We start from the raw sequence: 18,160 nt of genomic DNA, 5'->3' as shown, positions 1-18,160 counted from the left end.
CAAGCAAGCGCTAGGTAAGTTCTGAGGCTCCCATCAGGAGCCCGGCCATGACTGACTTCCAGCAGTACTTCGACGAGTCCCATCAACTGATCCGGGATTCGGTGCGCCGTTTCGTCGAGCGCGAGGTGTTGCCGTACATCGATGAATGGGAGGAGGCCGAGGAATTTCCCCGCGAACTCTATCTCAAGGCCGGCGCGGCCGGGATCCTCGGCATCGGCTACCCGGAAGCCTACGGTGGCAGTTGCGAAGGCGATCTGTTCGCCAAGGTGGCGGCCAGCGAAGAGCTCATGCGCTGCGGTTCCGGCGGCTTGGTCGCCGGGTTGGGATCGCTGGATATCGGCTTGCCTCCGGTGGTCAAGTGGGCCCGTCCCGAGGTGCGCGAGCGGGTAGTGCCGGCGGTGCTGCGCGGCGAGAAGATCATGGCCCTGGCGGTCACCGAGCCCTCTGGCGGCTCCGACGTGGCCAACCTGAAGACCCGTGCGGTGCGCGATGGCGATCACTATCGCGTCAGCGGCAGCAAGACCTTCATCACCAGCGGCGTGCGCGCGGACTACTACACGGTGGCGGTGCGTACCGGCGGCGAGGGTTTCGCCGGCATCAGCCTGCTGCTGGTGGAGAAGGGCACTGCCGGGTTCAGTGTCGGCCGCAAGCTGAAGAAGATGGGCTGGTGGGCGTCGGATACCGCCGAACTGTTCTTCGACGACTGCCGGGTGCCTGCGGAAAACCTCATCGGCGTGGAGAATGCCGGCTTCGCCTGCATCATGGCCAATTTCCAGAGCGAGCGCCTGGCCCTGGCGGTGATGGCCAACATGACCGCGCAACTGGCTCTGGAGGAGTCGCTGCGCTGGGCGCGCGAGCGAGAAGCGTTCGGCAAGCCGATCGGCAAGTTCCAGGTGCTGCGCCATCGTCTCGCGGAAATGGCCACGCAACTGGAGGTTTCCCGGGAGTTCACCTATCGCCAGGCAGCGAAGATGGCCGCCGGCAAGAGCGTGATCAAGGAGATATCGATGGCCAAGAACTTCGCTACCGATGTCGCCGATCGCCTGACCTATGATGCCGTGCAGGTGCTCGGCGGCATGGGCTACATGCGCGAAAGCCTGGTGGAGCGGCTGTATCGCGACAACCGGATTCTCTCCATCGGCGGCGGTTCGCGGGAAATCATGAACGAGATCATCGGCAAGCAGATGGGGTTGTAGGGCCGCGTTCTATCAGGTGAAGTCCAGGTCGTAATGCGCCTGGCCACAGTGCAGGCAGTCGAAGCGGTAGATGGCCGGATTGCCGCCGGGCGTATAGGCGTCGACGAGGCGTTGCCAGGTGATAGCCGGCCAGGCGAAATCGGCGAAGCGCTGCGCCAGGCCCTCGGCTCCCAGTTGCCCGATTTCCTCACGCCCCGCGTCGCCGCGAAAGGCGCAGGCATCCTCGCAGCAAACCAGCCAGCGCTCCTGCTGCCAGGAGGTGTAGCCGGGCGTGCGCTCGCAGACTTCGGTGACGATATCCGCGGCGACGCCGGCGTCGAGCAGCGGATAGTCGTCGGAAAAGCTCGCTTCGTAGCGCGCGGCCGCGCTGCCGTCGGCTATGCACCAGGGGCAAAGGCTGCCGGGCGGCAACTCGTGGCGGGAATAGGGCGAACCGGTGTAGACGTAGCCACGAGCCTTGCCACAGCACTGGCAGGTGGTGGCGGAAGCCTCGATGCTGCCGCTGGCGAGCGGTTCGGGATGGTAGCGGAAGTGAGGAAGGGGAGGGTTCATGACGGCCGTACCCTGGAGACTGGCCGTCGAGTATGACGTGCCGGGCAGCCTAGCGGCTACCCGGCGGGCCTGTTCACTCGCTGGCTTCGCGGGCGCCCTGGGGGCTCTTCGGGCGCGGCGCGAAGCGCGCTGCCAGGCGCATGCTGGCGGTGACCAGGCGCTGGTAGAGCACTGGTGCCAGGCGCAGCATCACGTCGATCGCGTGGGCGTCGGTGCCGATCAGGATGCGCCGGCTGTCGCGCTGCACGCCGCGCAGGATGACCTGGGCGGCCTTCTCCGGGGTGGTCCGCAGCAACTGGTCGTTGAATTGCTCGCGAGCCTTGTCCGGAGCCTGGCCGGTGACCTTGGCCATGCTCTCGTTCATTCGCGCGGTCTTGGCGATGTTGGTCTTGATCCCGCCGGGATGCACGCAACTGGCGGAGACGCCGGAGTCCTCCATGTCCAGTTCCTGGCGCAACGACTCGGTGAAGCCGCGCACCGCGTACTTGGTGGCGTTGTAGGCGCTCATGCCGGGCTGGGCGAACAGCCCGAAGACGCTGGAGACATTGACCACGTGGCCGTTGCCGGAGGCCTTCAGGTGCGGAAGGAACGCCTTGGTACCGTTCACCACGCCCCAGAAGTTGATGTTCATGATCCACTCGTATTCCGAGTAGTCGCTGCCTTCCACGGTACCTGCGTGGGCGACGCCCGCGTTGTTGAAGATCAGGTTCACCCGGCCATGTTCGCTGGCCGCCTTGTCGGCCCAGGCCTGCACCTGCTCGCGGTCGGCCACGTCGACGACCGCGGTGGAGACGCGTACCCCGCTGCTGGCGAGCAATTGGCGGGTTTCCTCGAGAGCTGCGGCATTGACGTCGGCCAGGGCCAGGTGACAACCCTGCCTGCCCAGCTCCACGGCCAGGGCGCGACCGATGCCCGAGCCTGCGCCGGTGATGGCGGCGACTTTGTTTTCGAACGACTTCATGCGGGTACCCCTTCGGCCTGTTGGCGGGCTTCGTTGCTCAGGGCGGCGAGCGGTGTCGTGGTGAGGTGGTAGGCGGAGGCGTCGAACTGCCGGGTCAGGGCACGGAAGCGCCAGGTGAATCCCGGCCACAGGGTGCAGTTGCGGCCGCTGACCGGATGCAGGTACCAGCTCTTGCAACCGCCCACGCTCCAGACGCTGCGGTCCAGCTTGCGCTGGAGGTATTCGTTGTAGCGTTCCTGCACCGGGGCCTTGACCTCGAGACTGAGCAGTTCGCGGCGCTTCATCAGCTTCAGCGCATCGAGGACGTAGGCGATCTGCGACTCGATCATGTAGACCATCGAGTTGTGGCCGAGGCCGGTGTTCGGTCCCATCAGGAAGAACAGGTTGGGGAAGCCGGCGGTGGTAGTGCCCTTGTAGGCTTCCGGGCCCTTGGTCCAGCTGTCCAGCAGGTCGCGGCCGTCGCGACCGAAGACCACTCCGCGGGGGATAGGGTCGTTGGCGGTGAAGCCGGTACCGAAGATGATCGCGTCGACCTCGCGTTCCCGGCCGTTGCCGTCGACGATTCCATTGGCGGTGACGGCGCGGATGCCTTCGGTGATCACCGTGGAGTTGGCGGCAGCCAGGGCCGGGTAGTAGTTGTGCGACATGAGGATGCGCTTGCAGCCGATGGTGTAGTCCGGCGTGACCTTGCGGCGCAGTTCCGGATCCTTGATCTGCTTGTGGATGTGGCGGATCGCCAGGCGCTGCACCAGCTTCATTACCTGCGGGGCGAAGGTGAAGCCCAGCACCCGCCCTTCGAGCAGGCTGTAGAGGCCGCCGCGCCAGAGCTTCTGCACCAGCGGGAAGCGCCGGAAGCGCCGGCGCTCGGTTTCGCTGATTGCCCGGTCGGGTTTGGGCAGGATCCATGGCGGAGTGCGCTGGTAGAGATCGAGCGCGGCCACCAGCGGCTGGATCTCCGGGACGAACTGGATCGCCGAGGCGCCGGTGCCGATCACCGCCACGCGCTTGCCCTTGAGGTCGTAGTCATGGTCCCACTGCTGGGAATGGAAGACCTTGCCCTGGAAGTTCTCCAGGCCATCGAGGCGTGGATAGGCCGGGGTGGACAGGCCGCCCATGCCGGAAACCACGGCGTTCGCGGTGTAATGGTTGCCCTGGGCGTCATGCAGGTGCCAGAGGCTTTGCCGCTCGTCCCAGGCCAGTTTGCCGATCTCGGTGTTCAGCAGGGTCTTTTCCTGCAAGCGGTATTTTTCCCAGCACTTCTCCAGATAGGCGCGGATTTCCGGCTGGCGGGCGAACATCCGCGTCCACTCCGGGTTCGCTTCGAAGGAGAAGGAATAGACGTGGGATTGCACGTCGCAGGCGCAACCAGGGTAGTTGTTGACTCTCCAGGTGCCGCCGACGCCGGCGTCCTTTTCGAAGATCAGGAAGTCGTCCTCGCCTTCCTGGCGGAGACGGATCGCCATCCCCAGCCCGGAGAAACCGGTGCCGATGATGGCGACCTTGCAGTGCCGGGCGGCGGCAGGGGTGGGTTGGGTACTCATGGCCAAGCTCCTGTTATGATTGTTTGCTGGCGTATACACTCGTCTACCTGCGAATGTAGACATCTGTATACTTCAGGGTCAAGCCAACCTTAGGTAGGGTCGGCGCGGCGCAACGGCCGAACTTGTGGCGCATGGAAACAACCAGGTGGAACATGAGCGATATGAACGAAACGAAGGACAGGGTTGCCGACGCTCCCGGCAAACGCGCCTTGCTGGAGGCGGCCTTGCGCCTGGGCAGCAGCAGCCGCAGCCTGGGGGCCATCGGCTTGCGCGAGCTGGCGCGCGAGGCGGGCCTGAATCCGAACACCTTCTATCGGCATTTCCGCGATATCGACGATCTTGGCCTGACCATGATCCGCGACATCTCTACCCAGCTGCGCCAGCCGCTGCGCCAGCTTCGCCGCGAGGCCGCGACTCGTGCGGCGCCCAGCGCCCGAGCGCAGACGACGCCGTTCGGGCTGGACCTGGAAAGGGGGCGGCGGGTCTGCCGGGAGACGGTGCGGCTGTTCTTCGACTTCGTGGAGAGCAATCCCGCCGCGTTCATCGTCGGCGTGCGCGAACTGCATGGGGCTTCGCCGGTGCTGCGTGGTGCCCTGCGTCAGATCATGGATGAGTTCGCCGAGGACATGTCGGAGGACATCATCGAATTCAGGTTGTTGCCGGCGGTGAGCGAGGCGACCATCCGCCGCCTCTCCAGCCTGATCGGCCGCCAGCTGTTTCAGTTGTCGCTGGACTATATCGGCCAGCCGGAGCGGCGTCGGGAAATCTGCGCCTTGGGTGAGGAACAGATACTGCTGTTGTTCACCGGCGCCGCGGTCCTGCAGATGATGGGCGTTTCGTTGGACGCCGAGGCGTCAGGCCAGCTTGAGCAGGCTCATGCCGGCCAGCAGCAGCAACAGGCCGAGCCAGCCGCGCCAGGCCAGGCGCTGGCCGAACAGCGCCCAGCCCATGGCGACGGTGGCGAGGATGCCGAAGCCGCCCCAGATCGCATAGGCGAGTGACAGCTCGATGTCCTTCACCGCCTGCGCCAGCGCGGTGAAGGCGGCCATCACGCAGAGGATCGAGGCGATCCCGAGGCCGCGCCTGCGGAAACCGTCGGAGTATTTCAACAGCAGGTTGGCGACGACCTCGAGGGCGATCGCCAGGCCGAGCCAGGCGAAGGGAATCCAGTTCAGGGTCAGCATGTGACGGCCTCCCCACGGGGCTGCGCCGGCGTGCCGCTGGCGTTGCGGGTGCCGGACTTGATCAGCAGGATGCCGGCGATCATCACGCCGAGGCCGACGGCCTTGTACAGGCCGATGCTTTCGCCCAGCCAGGCGACGCTGACCGCCGTGATCAGGACGATGCCAATGCCTTCCCAAAGGGCGTAGGCGACTCCGACGGGGACACGCTTGACCGCCAGGGCGAGGAAGAAATAGGACAGGCCGATCATCCCGTACATCAGCAGCATGCCTGCGACAGGGGCGTGGGTGGCGGCCAGTTTCATCGAGGTGGTGCCGATCACTTCGGCGCCGATAGCCAGTAACAGATAGATCCAGGAACGCATGTTGCCCTCCCATGGGCACCGCGGAATGGAGGCCGCGGCCAAAGATGACGAAGAGCGGTGGCGAGGGGCGGGAAAGACCGCGAAGCGCAGGGGCGGTCGCCACCGACAGCAGGTGTCGAGGGAGGGAGCTAGAGGTCGCCGGTCCAGTGACGCTCGCGGGAGACCAGACGGGAAGTGGGGAGAGGTAATGCCTTAGTGTTCAACATAATGAACATGATATTACCTCAGGGCATCGTAAAAAGCCAATCGATAGGAATTGACTAATTATTTCCTCCGTAAAATGGCGGATTCAGGAACGGTAGTCGAAACGGAGGCTTTTCCTTGTGCAATATCCTGTTCTTCTCTCGAATAAGAAACGCCAGGCGGGGCCTGGCGTCGGGGGCGGAGCGGCACTGGTGGAGGCGGGCTTCAATCGGCGAAGGCCAGTTTGTCCTTCCAGTATTTCTCCAGTTTCGCGGTGTCGTGGTCGCTGGGGTGGAAGCCCGGCCGGTAGTAGTCCAGGTAGGGCAGCAGCAGGCGGGTGAAGAAGCCCTTGCGCAGGCCGAACAGGGTGCCCAGGCCATGCTTCCAGGAGCGCCAGTTGAACAATTGGCCGTCCTTGCGTAGCAGGTCGAGCTGGAACCAGCCGATGACGCCGAAGAACATCAGGGTGGTCAGCATCATCACCAGAACCCGGGTGAAGTAGCCGCCGTAGACTTTCTGGTACACATCGTAGGCGACGTTCTTGTGTTCGTTCTCCTCGATGGCATGCCACATCCACAGCTTGTACATCTTCGGCGACTGCATCTGGATGGTCAGGTCTTCGCGCTTGAGCAGCTGCGCGGCCATGGTCGCGGTGAAATGCTCGAGGGCGCAGGTGATCGCCAACTGGTGTTTCCTGGTGGTGACCTTGCTGACGTTTTCCAGCAGGACCTTGATCCGCAGTTCGAGGCACTCCAGGTCGACCCCGTGCTCCTCGGCATATTCGTTGTAGGCGGCATGCTCCTTCGAGTGCATCGCCTCCTGGCCGATGAAGGCGCTGACGTCCTTCTTCAGTTGCGGATCCTCCAGGCGGTCGCGCACCGCGCGCACGCTATCGACGAAGAATTTTTCGCCGTAGGGGAAGAGCGAGGACAGGTTGTTCATGAACTGGGTCATGAAGGGTTGGCCGTCCCACCAGTACTTCGGGGTTTCGCTGAAGCTGAAATCCATCCGCCGCACGGGGAAATTGGCGCGAACCGGGGAGGCGGTGCCAGTGGCAGTCATGGCTAACTCCTTTTGTTGTTCTGGGGAGGGGAAACGCGCAGGTTTCCTCGGGTTCCCTATGGCGAGCTCGCTATAACACCTCTGAATGTGTCATTAGCTGATGTAATTATTGCAGGATTGTCCAACAGCGGGAGGTCATTCCTGGCCATTTCGAAGTCATTAATGGCCAGGTCGGCTCGACCAGACGGAAGATGGGGCGCAAGGAGCGAACGCGGGGCGCCAGGGCGCGCCCCGGCGTATCAACGCTCGTCGAGAGCGAACGCGGTGAGACTGAAGGTGGAGATGCCGGCGTCCTGCAGGCGAGTGGAGCCGCCGAGTTCCGGCAGGTCGATGATCGCCGCGGCCTCGAAGACCCTGGCCCCGAGGCGTCGTACCAGGCTCGCGGCCGCCAGCAGGGTCCCGCCGGTGGCGATGAGGTCGTCGAAGATCAGTACGCTGTCGCCTTCGCAGAGGCTGTCGGCATGTACTTCGAGGAAGGCCTCGCCGTATTCGGTCTGGTAGCCCTCGGCGAGTACGTCGGCGGGTAGCTTGCCCTGCTTGCGGAACAGGACCAGCGGCTTGTTCAGCGCATAGGCCACCGCCGAGCCGATGAGGAAGCCGCGGGCATCCATGGCGCCGATGTGGCTGAAATCGGCCTCGATGTAGCGCTGGACGAAGCTGTCCACGGTCATGCGCAGCGCGCGTGGCGACTGGAACAGCGGGGTGATGTCGCGGAACACCACGCCGGGCTTGGGAAAGTCCGGCACGGCGCGGATCTGCGACTTGAGGGTGAACTCGTCGAAAATCATGGAAGATCCTGGGCTGGGCGTTTTTCGGGGCCCATCATACAACGGGCCCGCGCTGAGGCGGGCCCGTTGGCGGTTCGCAGGCGCTTCAGCCTTCCAGCTGGCCGCCGGCGAGGGCGCACAGCTCGATGGAGTCGAGGATGTGCACTTCCTTGCCTTCCGCGCTGATCAGGCCGTTCTGCTGGAAGCGGGTGAAGACCCGCGACACGGTTTCCACGGCCAGGCCGAGATAGTTGCCGATCTCGTTGCGCGACATGGCCAGGCGGAACTGCTGGGCGGAGAAGCCACGGGCACGGAAGCGCGCCGACAGGTTGACCAGGAAGGTGGCGATGCGCTCGTCGGCAGTCTTCTTCGACAGCAGCAGCATCATCTGCTGGTCATCGCGGATTTCCCGGCTCATCAGGCGCATCAGTTGGCGGCGCAGTTGCGGCAGCTGCTCGGACAGTTCGTCCAGGCGCTCGAAGGGAATCTCGCAGACCGAGGTGGTTTCCAGGGCCTGGGCGGATACCGGATAGGTCTCGGTATCCATCCCGGACAGGCCGACCAGCTCGCTGGGCAGGTGGAAGCCGGTGATCTGCTCTTCGCCGGCATCGGTGATGCTGAAGGTTTTCAGGGCGCCGGAGCGCACGGCAAAGACCGAGCCGAAAGGATCGCCCTGGCGGAACAGGAATTCGCCTTTCTTCAGGGGACGACCGCGCTTGACGATCTCGTCCAGCGAATCCATGTCTTCCACGGTCAGCGACAGGGGGAGGCACAGCGGGGCCAGACTGCAATCCTTGCAGTGTGCTTGGGGCAGTGCGCGCACCTTGATGGTTTCGGCCATTGAGGGGTCCTTGCTAGGTTAAAGGCACAACAGGAGTAAGGGTAACGCAGCCGCGATGCGGGTGCCAGCCATAGGTCTGGCAACGACCATTTCTGACAGGCCGATGGCGTTTCCAATCAGTGACTTGCGTCAAACAACTGCGACTACCTGTCGCACCCTGTCAAGGGGCGACGAAAAGGGGGCTCAAGTTCGCGACGCGTGGGCCGATCCAATGGAAGAATTCCATTTTTCCCGGAGTGACTGGAATGTTGACCCTCAGTGGCTGGATCACCACCCAGGTGCCGCCCTCATCGCGCGCCGCCGCGGACGCCAAGGCCGCGCGGACCGGCACCGCCGAGCAGGCGGAAGACCCGGCCGCCGGTACCGACGCCGCCGATCAGCATGTACAGCTTTCCCAGGCAGGGCGCGAGCTGGCCGCCACCATGGGGGTGCCGGTGGAGGAGGAGGACGAGGATATCCCGCAGGAGTTGCGGCCGATGGTGAAGATGATCCGCGAGTTGAAGAAGAAGATCGAAGAGAAGCTCAGGGAGCTGCAGGAGGCCATGAGGTCGTCCGATCCGGGGGCGAAGGAGGCTCGCGTGCCTGAGTTGCAGAAGGAGTTGCAACAACTCAACTCCGCCCTGCAGACGGCAACGGCAGCGATGGCATCGGCCATCAAGGAGATGGGTATCAGCGACCCGGCGCTGATCATGAAGGTCATGGGCAGCCGGTAGAAGGGGCGGGGATTCACCGCCCTGTCGTGCGGGCAGGGCGGTGCGCTTTCAGATCACCCGGGAGAAGCGCTGCCGGTTGAGGCTGGGCAGGTAGCGGTCGAACAGCATGCAGATCGAACGCACCAGCAGACGCCCGGAGGAGGTGATGTCGATGCCCTTGGCGTCCAGGCGGATCAGGCCGTCGGTGGCGAAGCGTTCGAGGTCGGGCCACAGCTCGGCGAAGTAGCTGCGGAAGTCGATGCCGAACTCCGTCTCGATATCCTCGAAGGCCAGTTCGAAGTGGCAGATCAGTTGCTGGATCACCGCGCGCCGCACCCGGTCGTCGCTGTTGCAGTGCAGGCCGCGACGGATCGCCAACTGGCCGTTGTCGAGGCTGGTCTGGTAGTCGTTGATGTCGCTGCTGTTCTGGCTGTAGAGGTCGCCGATCTGGCTGATCGCCGAGACCCCGAGACCTACCAGGTCACAGTGCCCGTGGGTGGTGTAGCCCTGGAAATTGCGTTGCAGGGTGCCGTCTTCCTGGGCGCTGGCCAGCTCGTCGTCGGGCAGGGCGAAGTGATCCATGCCGATATAGCGGTAGCCCGCCGCGGCGAGTTGCTCGGTGGTGCGCTGGAGCATTTCCAGCTTCTGGCCCGGGCTCGGCAGGTCGTCGGCGTTGATCCGCCGCTGCGGCATGAAACGCTCGGGCAGGTGGGCGTAGTTGAACACCGAGAGGCGATCCGGCTGTAGCGCGATCACTTCGTCGACCGTGCGGGCGAAGCTGTCCGGCGTCTGTTTCGGCAGTCCGTAGATCAGGTCGAGGTTGATCGAGCGGTACTGCAGGGTGCGCGCGGCCTCGACGATGGTACGGGTCTCCTCCGGGGTCTGCATGCGGTTGACCGCCTTCTGCACCTCCATGTCGAAGTCCTGTACGCCGAGGCTGACGCGGTTGAAACCGAGTTCGCGGAGCAGGCCCATGGTCGACCAGTCGGCTTCGCGCGGGTCGATCTCGATGCCGTAGTCGCCCGAATCGTCGTCCAGCAGGTTGAGGTGGGTGCGCAATTGCGACATGAGTTCGCGCAACTGGCCGGGACTGAGGAAGGTCGGGGTTCCGCCACCGAAGTGCAGTTGCTCGACCACCTGCTCGCGGGAGAGGTGGCGGCTGACGATCTCGATCTCGCGGACCAGGCGCGCAAGGTACGGCGCGCTGCGCCCGCGATCCTTGGTGATCACCTTGTTGCAGGCGCAGTAGTAGCAGATGTTGGCGCAGAACGGGATGTGCACGTAGAGCGACAGGGGGTGTCCGGCCTTCCGGCTGTCGCGCAGGGCGTGCAACTGGTCGAACGGGCCGATGCCTTCGTGGAACTGCACGGCGGTCGGATAGGAGGTGTAACGCGGGCCGGAAAGGTCGTAGCGCCGAATCAGGTCAGCGTCCCAGCGAATGGTGTCGAGCATGCCAGAGATCCCCAGTTGGCGAGCTTTAGTCGGGAAGTCTAGGGATTGCGCCGGGAAGGCCTGTTGATTTGTATCAAGCGGGTGAATGTATACAGGATGTGTCGCCCGATGTTGGGACGGGCGTCCGTCAATGCCCCATCAGCCAGGCCTGGTGCGGTCCTGGGAGGGTCCAGAGGCCGAAGAGGATGACCATCAGGCCGCCCACGATGCGTACGCCGCGACGGCGCAGCAGGGCGGTCACCCGTTCGGCGGCCATGCCGGTGGCCAGCAGAACCGGCCAGGTGCCGAGGCCGAACGCCAGCATCAGCAGCGCGCTGTCCAGTGCCGATCCCTGGCTGGTGGCCCAGAGCAGGGTGCTGTAGACCAGCCCGCAGGGCAGCCAGCCCCAGATCGCTCCGAGCAGCAGGGCCCGTGGCAGACTGGAGACCGGCAGCAGGCGCCGGGCGAAGGGTTCCAGGTGGCGCCAGAGGCCGCGACCGAGCGCCTCGACGCGGGTCAGGCCGCTCCACCAGCCGGCCAGGTAGAGTCCCATGGCGATCAGCAGCAGCCCGGCGACCACCCGCAGCGCGCCGGCCAACGGGGTGCGCGCCACCGCCCAGCCGGCCAGGCCGAGCAGCAGGCCGGCGCAGGCGTAGCTGAGGATGCGGCCGAGGTTGTAGGCCAGCAGCAGGCGCAGACGACGGCCGCGCTGTTCGGCGGGAATGGCCAGGGTCAGGGCGCCCATCAGGCCGCCGCACATGCCCAGGCAGTGGCCTCCCCCGAGCAGGCCGAGGATCAGCGCGGAAACCAGCAGCGGCGCCAGTTCAGCCACGCGGTCGGTCCTCGGGTTTCGACGGCTTCTCCGCTTCGTCGACGCCGGCCTGGTGCTTCGGGTCTTCGTCGTCGAAGAGAATGCTGTGGGCGGGGCCGTCGAGATCGTCGTACTGGCCGCTGTCCACCGCCCAGAAGAACACGTAGATGGCGATGGCGACGATGACGATCGCGACGGGGATCAGGATGTAGAGCGCGGCCATACGGACCTCGGCGAAGGGATTCGGGTCAGCCGCAGGGCGTTGACCACCACCAGCAGCGAACTGACCGACATGCCGATCGCCGCCCAGCCCGGGGTGATCCAGCCGAGCGCGGCGAAGGGCAGGACCAGGCCATTGTACAGGCTGGCCCAGGCCAGGTTCTCGATGATGATATGGCGGGTGCGGCGCGCCAGCCGGAAAGCCTGCACCAGGCTGTCCAGGCGGTTGGACAGGAGCACCGCGTCGGCGCTGGTCTTGGCCAGGTCGGTGGCGCTGCCCATGGCGACGCTGATGTCGGCACCGGCGAGCACCGGTACGTCGTTGACTCCGTCGCCGAGCATCAGCACCCGGCGGCCCTCGCCGTGCAGGCGTTCGAGCATGGCCAGCTTGTCGTCCGGGGTCAGGCCGCCGCGGGCTTCGTCGATGCCCAGTTCGGCAGCGACGCTGGCGACCATCGGCGAGGCGTCGCCGGATAGCAGGAGGGTGCGCCAGCCGCGCGCCTTGCAGGCGGCGAGCAGGGCGGGGGCGTCGCTGCGCAGGCGGTCGTCGAGACCGAACCAGGCCAGCGGTCCCTGCTCGTCGCCGAGCAGCAGCCACTGTCCGGAGTCGCCGGGCATCGCGGGCGTGGCGCTGCCGCCCAGGTTGCTGACGAAGGCGGCCTGGCCGATGCGCAGGCGGCGGCCTTCCACCAGGCCTTCGAGGCCCAGTCCCGGATGGCTTGCGACGCTGTCGGCGGCCTCCGGCGCACGGCCGAAGGCGCGGGCGATGGGGTGTTCGGAACGGTTCTCGAGGGCGGCGGCGAGGGCCAGGCAGCGATCCGCGTCGAGATCGCGCAGGGGTAGCACCTGCTTGAGCGTCAGGCGGCCTTCGGTGAGGGTGCCGGTCTTGTCGAAGATTACCGTGTCGATGTGGTTCAGCCCTTCCAGCACGTGCCCGCGCGTGATCAGCAGGCCGAGCTTGTGCAGGCTGCCGGTGGCCGCGGTGAGCGCGGTGGGCGTGGCCAGCGACAGGGCGCAGGGGCAGGTGGCGACCAGCAGCGACAGCACCACCCAGAAGGCGCGCTGGTGGTCGACCTGCCACCACAGTGCGCCGACCGCTGCGGCGACCAGCAGGACGATGAGCAGGAACCACTGCGCCACCTTGTCGGCCAGTTCCGCCAGGCGCGGCTTGTCCGCCTGGGCGCGTTCCAGCAGGCGGACGATGGCCGACAGGCGGCTGTCGTCGCCAAGGGCGCCGACCTCGACGGTCAGCGGCCCCTCGACGTTCAGGGTACCGCCGGTGACGGTGTCGCCGGCCTGGCGTGGATGGGGCAGGTACTCGCCGGTGAGCAGCGACTCGTCGACGCTGGACTGGCCGTCGAGGATCACTCCGTCGGCCGGCAGCACGGCGCCTGGCGGTACCAGCACGCGGTCGCCGACGCGCAGTTCGCTGAGCAGGATGCGCTCGCCCTGGTTGGCGGCGTCCAGGCGCAGGCAGGACGCCGGCAGCAGGTTGACCAGTTGCGCGGTGGAGGCGGCGGTGCGCTCCCGCGCGCGGCGTTCGAGGTAGCGGCCGGCGAGGAGGAACAGGGCGAACATGCCGACCGCGTCGAAATACAGCTCGCCCTGGCCGGTGATCGTCGACCAGATGCCGGCGACGTAGGCGCCGCCGATCGCCAGCGACACCGAGACGTCCATGGTCAGGTGGCGGGTGCGCAGGTCGCGCAGGGCGCCACGGAAGAACTGGCCGCAGCAGTAGAAGACGATCGGCGTGGTGAGGATCAGGCTGACCCAGCGCAGGATGCGGTCCATGCCGGCGGAAAGGTCGAGGTTGAATTCCGGCCAGGTCGCCATCACCGCCATCATCACCTGGATCCACAGCAGCCCGGCGACACCGAGCTGGCGCAGGGCGCGGCGGTTCTCCATGGCCAGGCGCTCGGTGGCGTGGTCGGGTTGGTAGGGATGGCCGGCATAGCCGATCTGGCGCAGTTCGCCGAGCAACTGGCTGAGCGGCAACTGGCTGTCCTGCCAGCGCACGTGCAGGCGATGGTTGGACAGGTTGAGCCGCGCCTCGGCCACGCCAGGCAACTGGCGCAGGTGCTTCTCGATCAGCCAGCCGCAGGCGGCGCAACTGATGCCTTCGATCATCAGGCTGGTTTCCGCCAGCTCGCCCTCATGGCGGACGAAGCCGCCCTGTACGTCCGGGCGGTCGTAGAGCTGCAACTCTTCGCTGAGCGCCTTGGGCAAGGCTTCGGGGTTGGCGGCGTTTTCGCTGCGGTGCCGGTAGTAGCTTTCCAGGCCGCCGGCGACGATGGCCTCGGCCACCGCCTGGCAGCCCGGACAGCACATGGCCCGCGTCTCGCCGAGCACGCGGGCCTCGAAGCGGCTGCCGGCGGGGACCGGCAAGCCGCAGTGGTAGCAGGGCAGGGGGGCGCTCATGGGCGCTTCGCTTCTGCTCCCTGGAGCGGTTCGTCACCCAGCTCCATGACCACGGTCGGCGATACCACCTCTTCCTCGAACAGGCGCCACTGGCCGCTGCCTTCCTGGCCGAGCAGTTCGACGAAGCGACGGCCCTCGACGGCGTCGGTCAGTTGCCCGACGTAGCGCTCGCGGTCGGAGTTGCTGCGCAGCAGCTCCACGCGGCGGTCCTTCTCCGGCTGGGTCGGCGAGATCAGGTTGAGGGTGAGCTGATCCGGACGGCTGTTGCCGGTCAGGCGCACTTCGACTTCGCCGGTCAGGTCGTCGACCTTGACCTTGGCGTGGACTTGCAGGCGTACGGCCAGGTTCTCGCGTTCCAGGGAGCGGTTGATGCCCTTGCCGGCCTCGTAGTAGTTGTCGGTGACCAGGGTGTCCTGGTTGCGCACCGCGATGGTGACCAGGCTCAGCCCGAGCACCACCGAGGTCGCCAGGAGGGCCACGATGAACCAGGCCCAGAAGTGTTTGTACCAGGGTTGAGGGTGGGTCTCGGACTGCATGCTCAAGTTACTCAACGGGTGCGTGGGCCAATGAAGCGACTCTTCGCTTCTTTATGGATGCTCGGGTCGTCGGCCGACTCGATGGTGAAGACGATCTCGTTGGTGGTCGAAGGCAGCTTCTCCGGCTCGATGGACAGTTCCATCGGCAGGTTGAGGATGTCGCCCGCCGCCACCTTCAGCTCGCGCCGGCCTTCCAGGGTCAGGCCTTCGAGACCCTTGGCGCCGAGGATGTAGGTGTGGTCCTGCTGATCCTTGTTCATGATCTTCAGGCTGTACACGTTCTCGATGCGGCCGAGTTCGTTCTCGCGGTAGAGCACGCGGTCCTTGCTGACGTCGAAGCCGACCAGCGGACGCAGGACCACCGCGGTGATCAGGGCGGAGATCATCAGCACCAGGGCGATGGCGTAGCCGATCAGGCGCGGCCGGGCCAGGTGGGTCTTCTGGCCGTTGAGGTTGTGCTCGGTGGTGTAGCTGATCAGCCCTTTCGGGTAGTTCATCTTCTCCATGATGCTGTCGCAGGCGTCGATGCACGCCGCGCAGCCGATGCACTCGATCTGCAGGCCGTCGCGGATGTCGATGCCGGTCGGGCAGACCTGCACGCACATCGTGCAGTCGATGCAGTCGCCCAGGCCCTGGGCCTTGTAGTCGAGGGACTTCTTGCGCGGGCCGCGCTTCTCGCCACGACGCGGATCGTAGGAGACGATCAGGGTGTCCTTGTCGAACATCACGCTCTGGAAGCGCGCGTAGGGGCACATGTAGATGCACACCTGCTCGCGCAGCCAGCCGGCGTTGCCGTAGGTGGCCAGGGTGAAGAAGCCGACCCAGAAGTAGGCCCAGCCGTCGGCCTGGCCGGTGAGCAGCTCGGGAATCAGCTCGCGGATCGGCGAGAAGTAGCCGACGAAGGTCAGGCCGGTGACCAGGCCGATCAGCAGCCACAGGCTGTGCTTGGCGGTCTTGCGCAGCAGCTTGTTGCCGCTCATCGGAGCCTTGTCCAGCTTGATGCGCTGGTTGCGGTCGCCTTCGGTGACCTTCTCGCACCACATGTAGATCCAGGTCCACACGCTCTGCGGGCAGGTATAGCCACACCAGACGCGACCGGCGAACACGGTGATGAAGAACAGGCCGAAGGCGCAGACGATCAGCAGCCAGGAAAGCAGCATGAAGTCCTGCGGCCAGAAGGTGGCGCCGAAGATGTAGAACTTGCGCTCGGGTAGGTCCCACCAGACGGCCTGGCGGCCGCTCCAGTTGAGCCAGACGGTACCGAAGTAGAGGAGGAAGAGCGCCGCACCGCCCACCATGCGCAGTCGGCGGAAGATACCGGTGAAGGCCCGGGTGTAGATCTTCTCGCGCTTGGCGTAGAGATCGTTGTTATTGGTGTCGCCCTTGGCAGGCGGGGTGACGTCTTGAACGGGAATCTGTTTGCTCATCAGTGCGTACCACGGCAGTGGGGGGCGCCCGGCCGGTACATGCCGACAGGGTCAGAAAATAGTTGCACGCCTACTGATTATACGCCTGATCTATCAGGCTTTTTGCGGTAACTGTGCGACTTTTGGTCGCGTATTGTCCCATTCGCGCTTTTCTTTTGCACAAAATAAAACGGCGCCGGGGTTGCCGGCGCCGTCTGGGTCGTGGGGGAGGGAGCGCTTATTCGGCGCTCTTCTCGCCGTGCGACAGGCTGTATACGTAGGCGGCCAGCAGGTGCACCTTGTCGTTGCCCAGGTGTTCCTGTTGCGCCGGCATCACACCCTGGCGACCGTAGCGGATGGTCTGCTGCAGTTGCGCGAAGCTGGAGCCGTAGATGAACGCGCCGGGGTGGGTCAGATCGGGAGCGCCCATCGCCGGGGTGCCCTTGCCTTCCGGACCGTGGCAGGCGACGCAGGTGGTAGCGAAGACCTGCTTGCCGGCCTCGATGTCTGCCTTGGCGCCTTCCGGCAGCTTACGGCCATCCATCTGGGTGAGGACGAAAGCGGCGACGTTCTTCACGCCTTCCTCGCCGATCACTTCACCCCAGGCCGGCATGGCGGCGTGGCGGCCAGCCATGATGGTGGTCTTGATGGTTTCCGGCTCGCCGCCCCAGCGCCAGTCGGCGTCGGTCAGGTTGGGGAAGCCGTAGGCGCCCTTGGCGTCGGAGCCGTGGCAGATCGAGCAGTTGGAGGCGAACAGGCGACCGCCCATTTTCACCGCCTGCGGATCCTTGGCGACTTCCTCGATGGGCATCGCGGCGAACTTGGCGAAGATCGGGCCGTATTTCTCGTCGGCCTTGGCCATTTCCTTTTCCCACTGGTGGACGCCGGTCCAGCCTTTTTCCTTGTCGGCGAATTCGTCGGCGGACTGGTAGCCCGGCATCAGGCCTTTCCAGGTGCCCAGGCCCGGGTACAGGGCCAGGTAGCCCACGGCGAACACCAGGGTGCCGACGAACAGCATGAACCACCACTTCGGCAGCGGGTTGTCGTACTCCTCGATGCCGTCGTAGGAGTGGCCCACGGTCTCGTCGGTGGTGCTGCTGCGCTGGCCCTTGCGGGTGGCGAAGATCAGCCAGGTCAGCGCCAGCAGGGTGCCGAGGGTGAGAGCTGTAATGTACAGACTCCAGAAGGTCGTCATTCTTTGTTACTCCTAGAAGCTTGCTCGACGTGCTTTTTGGCTTCGGGATCGTCTGCGAAGGGCAGCATCGTCGCTTCGTCGAAGCTCTTCTTGCGCTTGCCGCTGTAGGCCCAGATCACCAGGCCGATGAAGGCGACCATGATCACCACGGTGCCCAGTCCACGCAGAGTCCCGATATCCATCACACTCACCGTTTGCTCTTGATAGAGGTTCCCAGGCCTTGAAGGAACGCCACCAGGGCGTCCATCTCGGTCTTGCCCTTCACGGCTTCACGTGCACCGGCGATGTCCTCGTCGGTGTAAGGCACGCCCAGCTTGCGCAGGACTTCCATCTTGGTGGCGGTGTCCTTGCCATCAAGCTTGTTCTCTACCAGCCACGGGTAGGCAGGCATCTTCGACTCGGGCACCACGTTGCGCGGGTTGTACAGGTGCGCGCGGTGCCAGTCGTCGGAGTAACGGCCGCCGACGCGGGCCAGGTCCGGGCCGGTACGCTTGGAACCCCACAGGAACGGGTGGTCCCAGACGCTTTCACCGGCGACCGAGTAATGGCCGTAGCGTTCGGTCTCGGCACGGAACGGACGGACCATCTGCGAGTGGCAGCCGACGCAGCCTTCGCGGATGTAGATGTCGCGACCTTCCAGTTCCAGGGCGGTACGCGGCTTCATGCCTTCGACCGGGGTATTGGTCACGTCCTGGAAGAACAGCGGAACGATCTGGGTCAGGCCGCCGATGCTGACGGCGATCACCATGAAGATGGCCAGCAGGCCGACGTTCTTCTCGAGTATTTCGTGGTTCTTCATTTAC

At 65.3% G+C, this 18,160-nt stretch carries 19 protein-coding genes and 1 pseudogene; 3 read left to right on the top strand and 17 right to left on the bottom strand.

Annotated elements, in window-relative coordinates:
- Positions 1–47: 47 nt before the first annotated feature.
- Positions 48–1,196 (top strand): acyl-CoA dehydrogenase family protein, encoded by a 1,149-nt coding sequence (locus ACI766_RS18120; RefSeq protein WP_003103930.1) that lies wholly within the window; start codon positions 48–50, stop codon positions 1,194–1,196.
- A gap of 12 nt (positions 1,197–1,208) precedes the next feature.
- Here the strand turns inward: ACI766_RS18120 and ACI766_RS18115 are convergent, their stop codons facing one another.
- The 3 genes from ACI766_RS18115 to ACI766_RS18105 form a co-directional block, all read right to left on the bottom strand.
- On the bottom strand, positions 1,209–1,748 hold the full coding sequence (locus ACI766_RS18115; RefSeq protein ID WP_003103931.1) for a CbrC family protein: 540 nt from the start codon (positions 1,746–1,748) through the stop codon (positions 1,209–1,211).
- 73 nt (positions 1,749–1,821) lie between these two features.
- Complete coding sequence (locus ACI766_RS18110) at positions 1,822–2,709, bottom strand: SDR family NAD(P)-dependent oxidoreductase (RefSeq protein WP_003103932.1); 888 nt, start codon at positions 2,707–2,709, stop codon at positions 1,822–1,824.
- The gene (locus ACI766_RS18105; protein WP_003121915.1) at positions 2,706–4,289 is read right to left on the bottom strand and encodes a flavin-containing monooxygenase; all 1,584 of its coding nucleotides are present in this window, start codon (positions 4,287–4,289) and stop codon (positions 2,706–2,708) included. The genes ACI766_RS18110 and ACI766_RS18105 overlap by 4 nt, the downstream gene beginning before the upstream one ends.
- Before the next feature lie 92 nt (positions 4,290–4,381).
- Here ACI766_RS18105 and ACI766_RS18100 point away from each other — a divergent pair.
- Positions 4,382–4,531 (top strand): annotated as a pseudogene (locus ACI766_RS18100) (hypothetical protein); the annotation flags it as partial.
- Positions 4,532–5,104: 573 nt separating this feature from the next.
- Here the strand turns inward: ACI766_RS18100 and mdtI are convergent.
- From mdtI to anr, 5 genes are all read right to left on the bottom strand, one after another.
- Positions 5,105–5,434 carry a multidrug/spermidine efflux SMR transporter subunit MdtI gene (gene mdtI / locus ACI766_RS18095; RefSeq protein WP_003103934.1) on the bottom strand — a complete coding sequence of 110 codons (330 nt, stop codon included), beginning with the start codon at positions 5,432–5,434 and terminating at the stop codon, positions 5,105–5,107.
- A complete protein-coding gene (locus ACI766_RS18090) occupies positions 5,428–5,796 on the bottom strand; it encodes a multidrug/spermidine efflux SMR transporter subunit MdtJ (protein ID WP_003087256.1) in 369 nt (122 codons plus the stop codon). Before ACI766_RS18090 ends, mdtI begins: the two co-directional genes overlap by 7 nt.
- A 408-nt stretch (positions 5,797–6,204) precedes the next feature.
- The gene (locus ACI766_RS18085) at positions 6,205–7,041 is read right to left on the bottom strand and encodes a metal-dependent hydrolase (protein ID WP_003087258.1); all 837 of its coding nucleotides are present in this window, start codon (positions 7,039–7,041) and stop codon (positions 6,205–6,207) included.
- Positions 7,042–7,280: 239 nt separating this feature from the next.
- Entirely contained in the window at positions 7,281–7,829 is a 549-nt protein-coding gene (locus tag ACI766_RS18080) for an adenine phosphoribosyltransferase (protein WP_003087259.1), read from the bottom strand.
- Between the two features lie 85 nt (positions 7,830–7,914).
- Positions 7,915–8,649 (bottom strand): transcriptional regulator Anr, encoded by a 735-nt coding sequence (gene anr, locus ACI766_RS18075; RefSeq protein ID WP_003087262.1) that lies wholly within the window; start codon positions 8,647–8,649, stop codon positions 7,915–7,917.
- A gap of 245 nt (positions 8,650–8,894) precedes the next feature.
- Here anr and ACI766_RS18070 point away from each other — a divergent pair, with 245 nt between their 5' ends.
- The gene (locus ACI766_RS18070) at positions 8,895–9,362 is read left to right on the top strand and encodes a hypothetical protein (RefSeq protein ID WP_003114670.1); all 468 of its coding nucleotides are present in this window, start codon (positions 8,895–8,897) and stop codon (positions 9,360–9,362) included.
- Positions 9,363–9,410: 48 nt separating this feature from the next.
- On the opposite strand, the gene hemN is transcribed toward ACI766_RS18070, so the two are convergent.
- The 9 genes from hemN to ccoO all read right to left on the bottom strand — a co-directional run bounded on the left by hemN (position 9,411) and on the right by ccoO (position 18,156).
- Positions 9,411–10,793, bottom strand: coding sequence for an oxygen-independent coproporphyrinogen III oxidase (hemN, locus tag ACI766_RS18065; RefSeq protein ID WP_023116535.1), 1,383 nt, complete (start codon positions 10,791–10,793; stop codon positions 9,411–9,413).
- A gap of 127 nt (positions 10,794–10,920) precedes the next feature.
- A complete protein-coding gene (locus ACI766_RS18060) occupies positions 10,921–11,604 on the bottom strand; it encodes a sulfite exporter TauE/SafE family protein (RefSeq protein ID WP_003087270.1) in 684 nt (227 codons plus the stop codon).
- Positions 11,597–11,806 (bottom strand): cbb3-type cytochrome oxidase assembly protein CcoS, encoded by a 210-nt coding sequence (gene ccoS / locus ACI766_RS18055; RefSeq protein ID WP_003087273.1) that lies wholly within the window; start codon positions 11,804–11,806, stop codon positions 11,597–11,599. Before ccoS ends, ACI766_RS18060 begins: the two co-directional genes overlap by 8 nt.
- Entirely contained in the window at positions 11,785–14,220 is a 2,436-nt protein-coding gene (locus ACI766_RS18050) for a heavy metal translocating P-type ATPase (RefSeq protein ID WP_003111083.1), read from the bottom strand. Before ACI766_RS18050 ends, ccoS begins: the two co-directional genes overlap by 22 nt.
- Positions 14,217–14,756: a FixH family protein gene (locus ACI766_RS18045; protein ID WP_003159982.1), complete on the bottom strand. Its 540-nt coding sequence runs from the start codon at positions 14,754–14,756 to the stop codon at positions 14,217–14,219. The genes ACI766_RS18050 and ACI766_RS18045 overlap by 4 nt, the downstream gene beginning before the upstream one ends.
- An 11-nt stretch (positions 14,757–14,767) precedes the next feature.
- The gene (ccoG, locus tag ACI766_RS18040; RefSeq protein WP_003087288.1) at positions 14,768–16,183 is read right to left on the bottom strand and encodes a cytochrome c oxidase accessory protein CcoG; all 1,416 of its coding nucleotides are present in this window, start codon (positions 16,181–16,183) and stop codon (positions 14,768–14,770) included.
- A 217-nt stretch (positions 16,184–16,400) separates the two neighbouring features.
- Positions 16,401–17,357: a cytochrome-c oxidase, cbb3-type subunit III gene (ccoP, locus tag ACI766_RS18035; protein WP_003087292.1), complete on the bottom strand. Its 957-nt coding sequence runs from the start codon at positions 17,355–17,357 to the stop codon at positions 16,401–16,403.
- Positions 17,354–17,539 carry a CcoQ/FixQ family Cbb3-type cytochrome c oxidase assembly chaperone gene (locus tag ACI766_RS18030; RefSeq protein ID WP_003087298.1) on the bottom strand — a complete coding sequence of 62 codons (186 nt, stop codon included), beginning with the start codon at positions 17,537–17,539 and terminating at the stop codon, positions 17,354–17,356. The genes ccoP and ACI766_RS18030 overlap by 4 nt, the downstream gene beginning before the upstream one ends.
- Before the next feature lie 5 nt (positions 17,540–17,544).
- Positions 17,545–18,156: a cytochrome-c oxidase, cbb3-type subunit II gene (ccoO, locus tag ACI766_RS18025; RefSeq protein ID WP_003087303.1), complete on the bottom strand. Its 612-nt coding sequence runs from the start codon at positions 18,154–18,156 to the stop codon at positions 17,545–17,547.
- Positions 18,157–18,160: the final 4 nt, after the last annotated feature.

The organism is Pseudomonas sp. DL, from assembly GCF_047199225.1.
Lineage (GTDB): Bacteria > Pseudomonadota > Gammaproteobacteria > Pseudomonadales > Pseudomonadaceae > Pseudomonas > Pseudomonas aeruginosa.
Note: the sequence above shows the minus strand (reverse complement) of the source record. Positions and strands in the feature narration are given on the sequence as shown.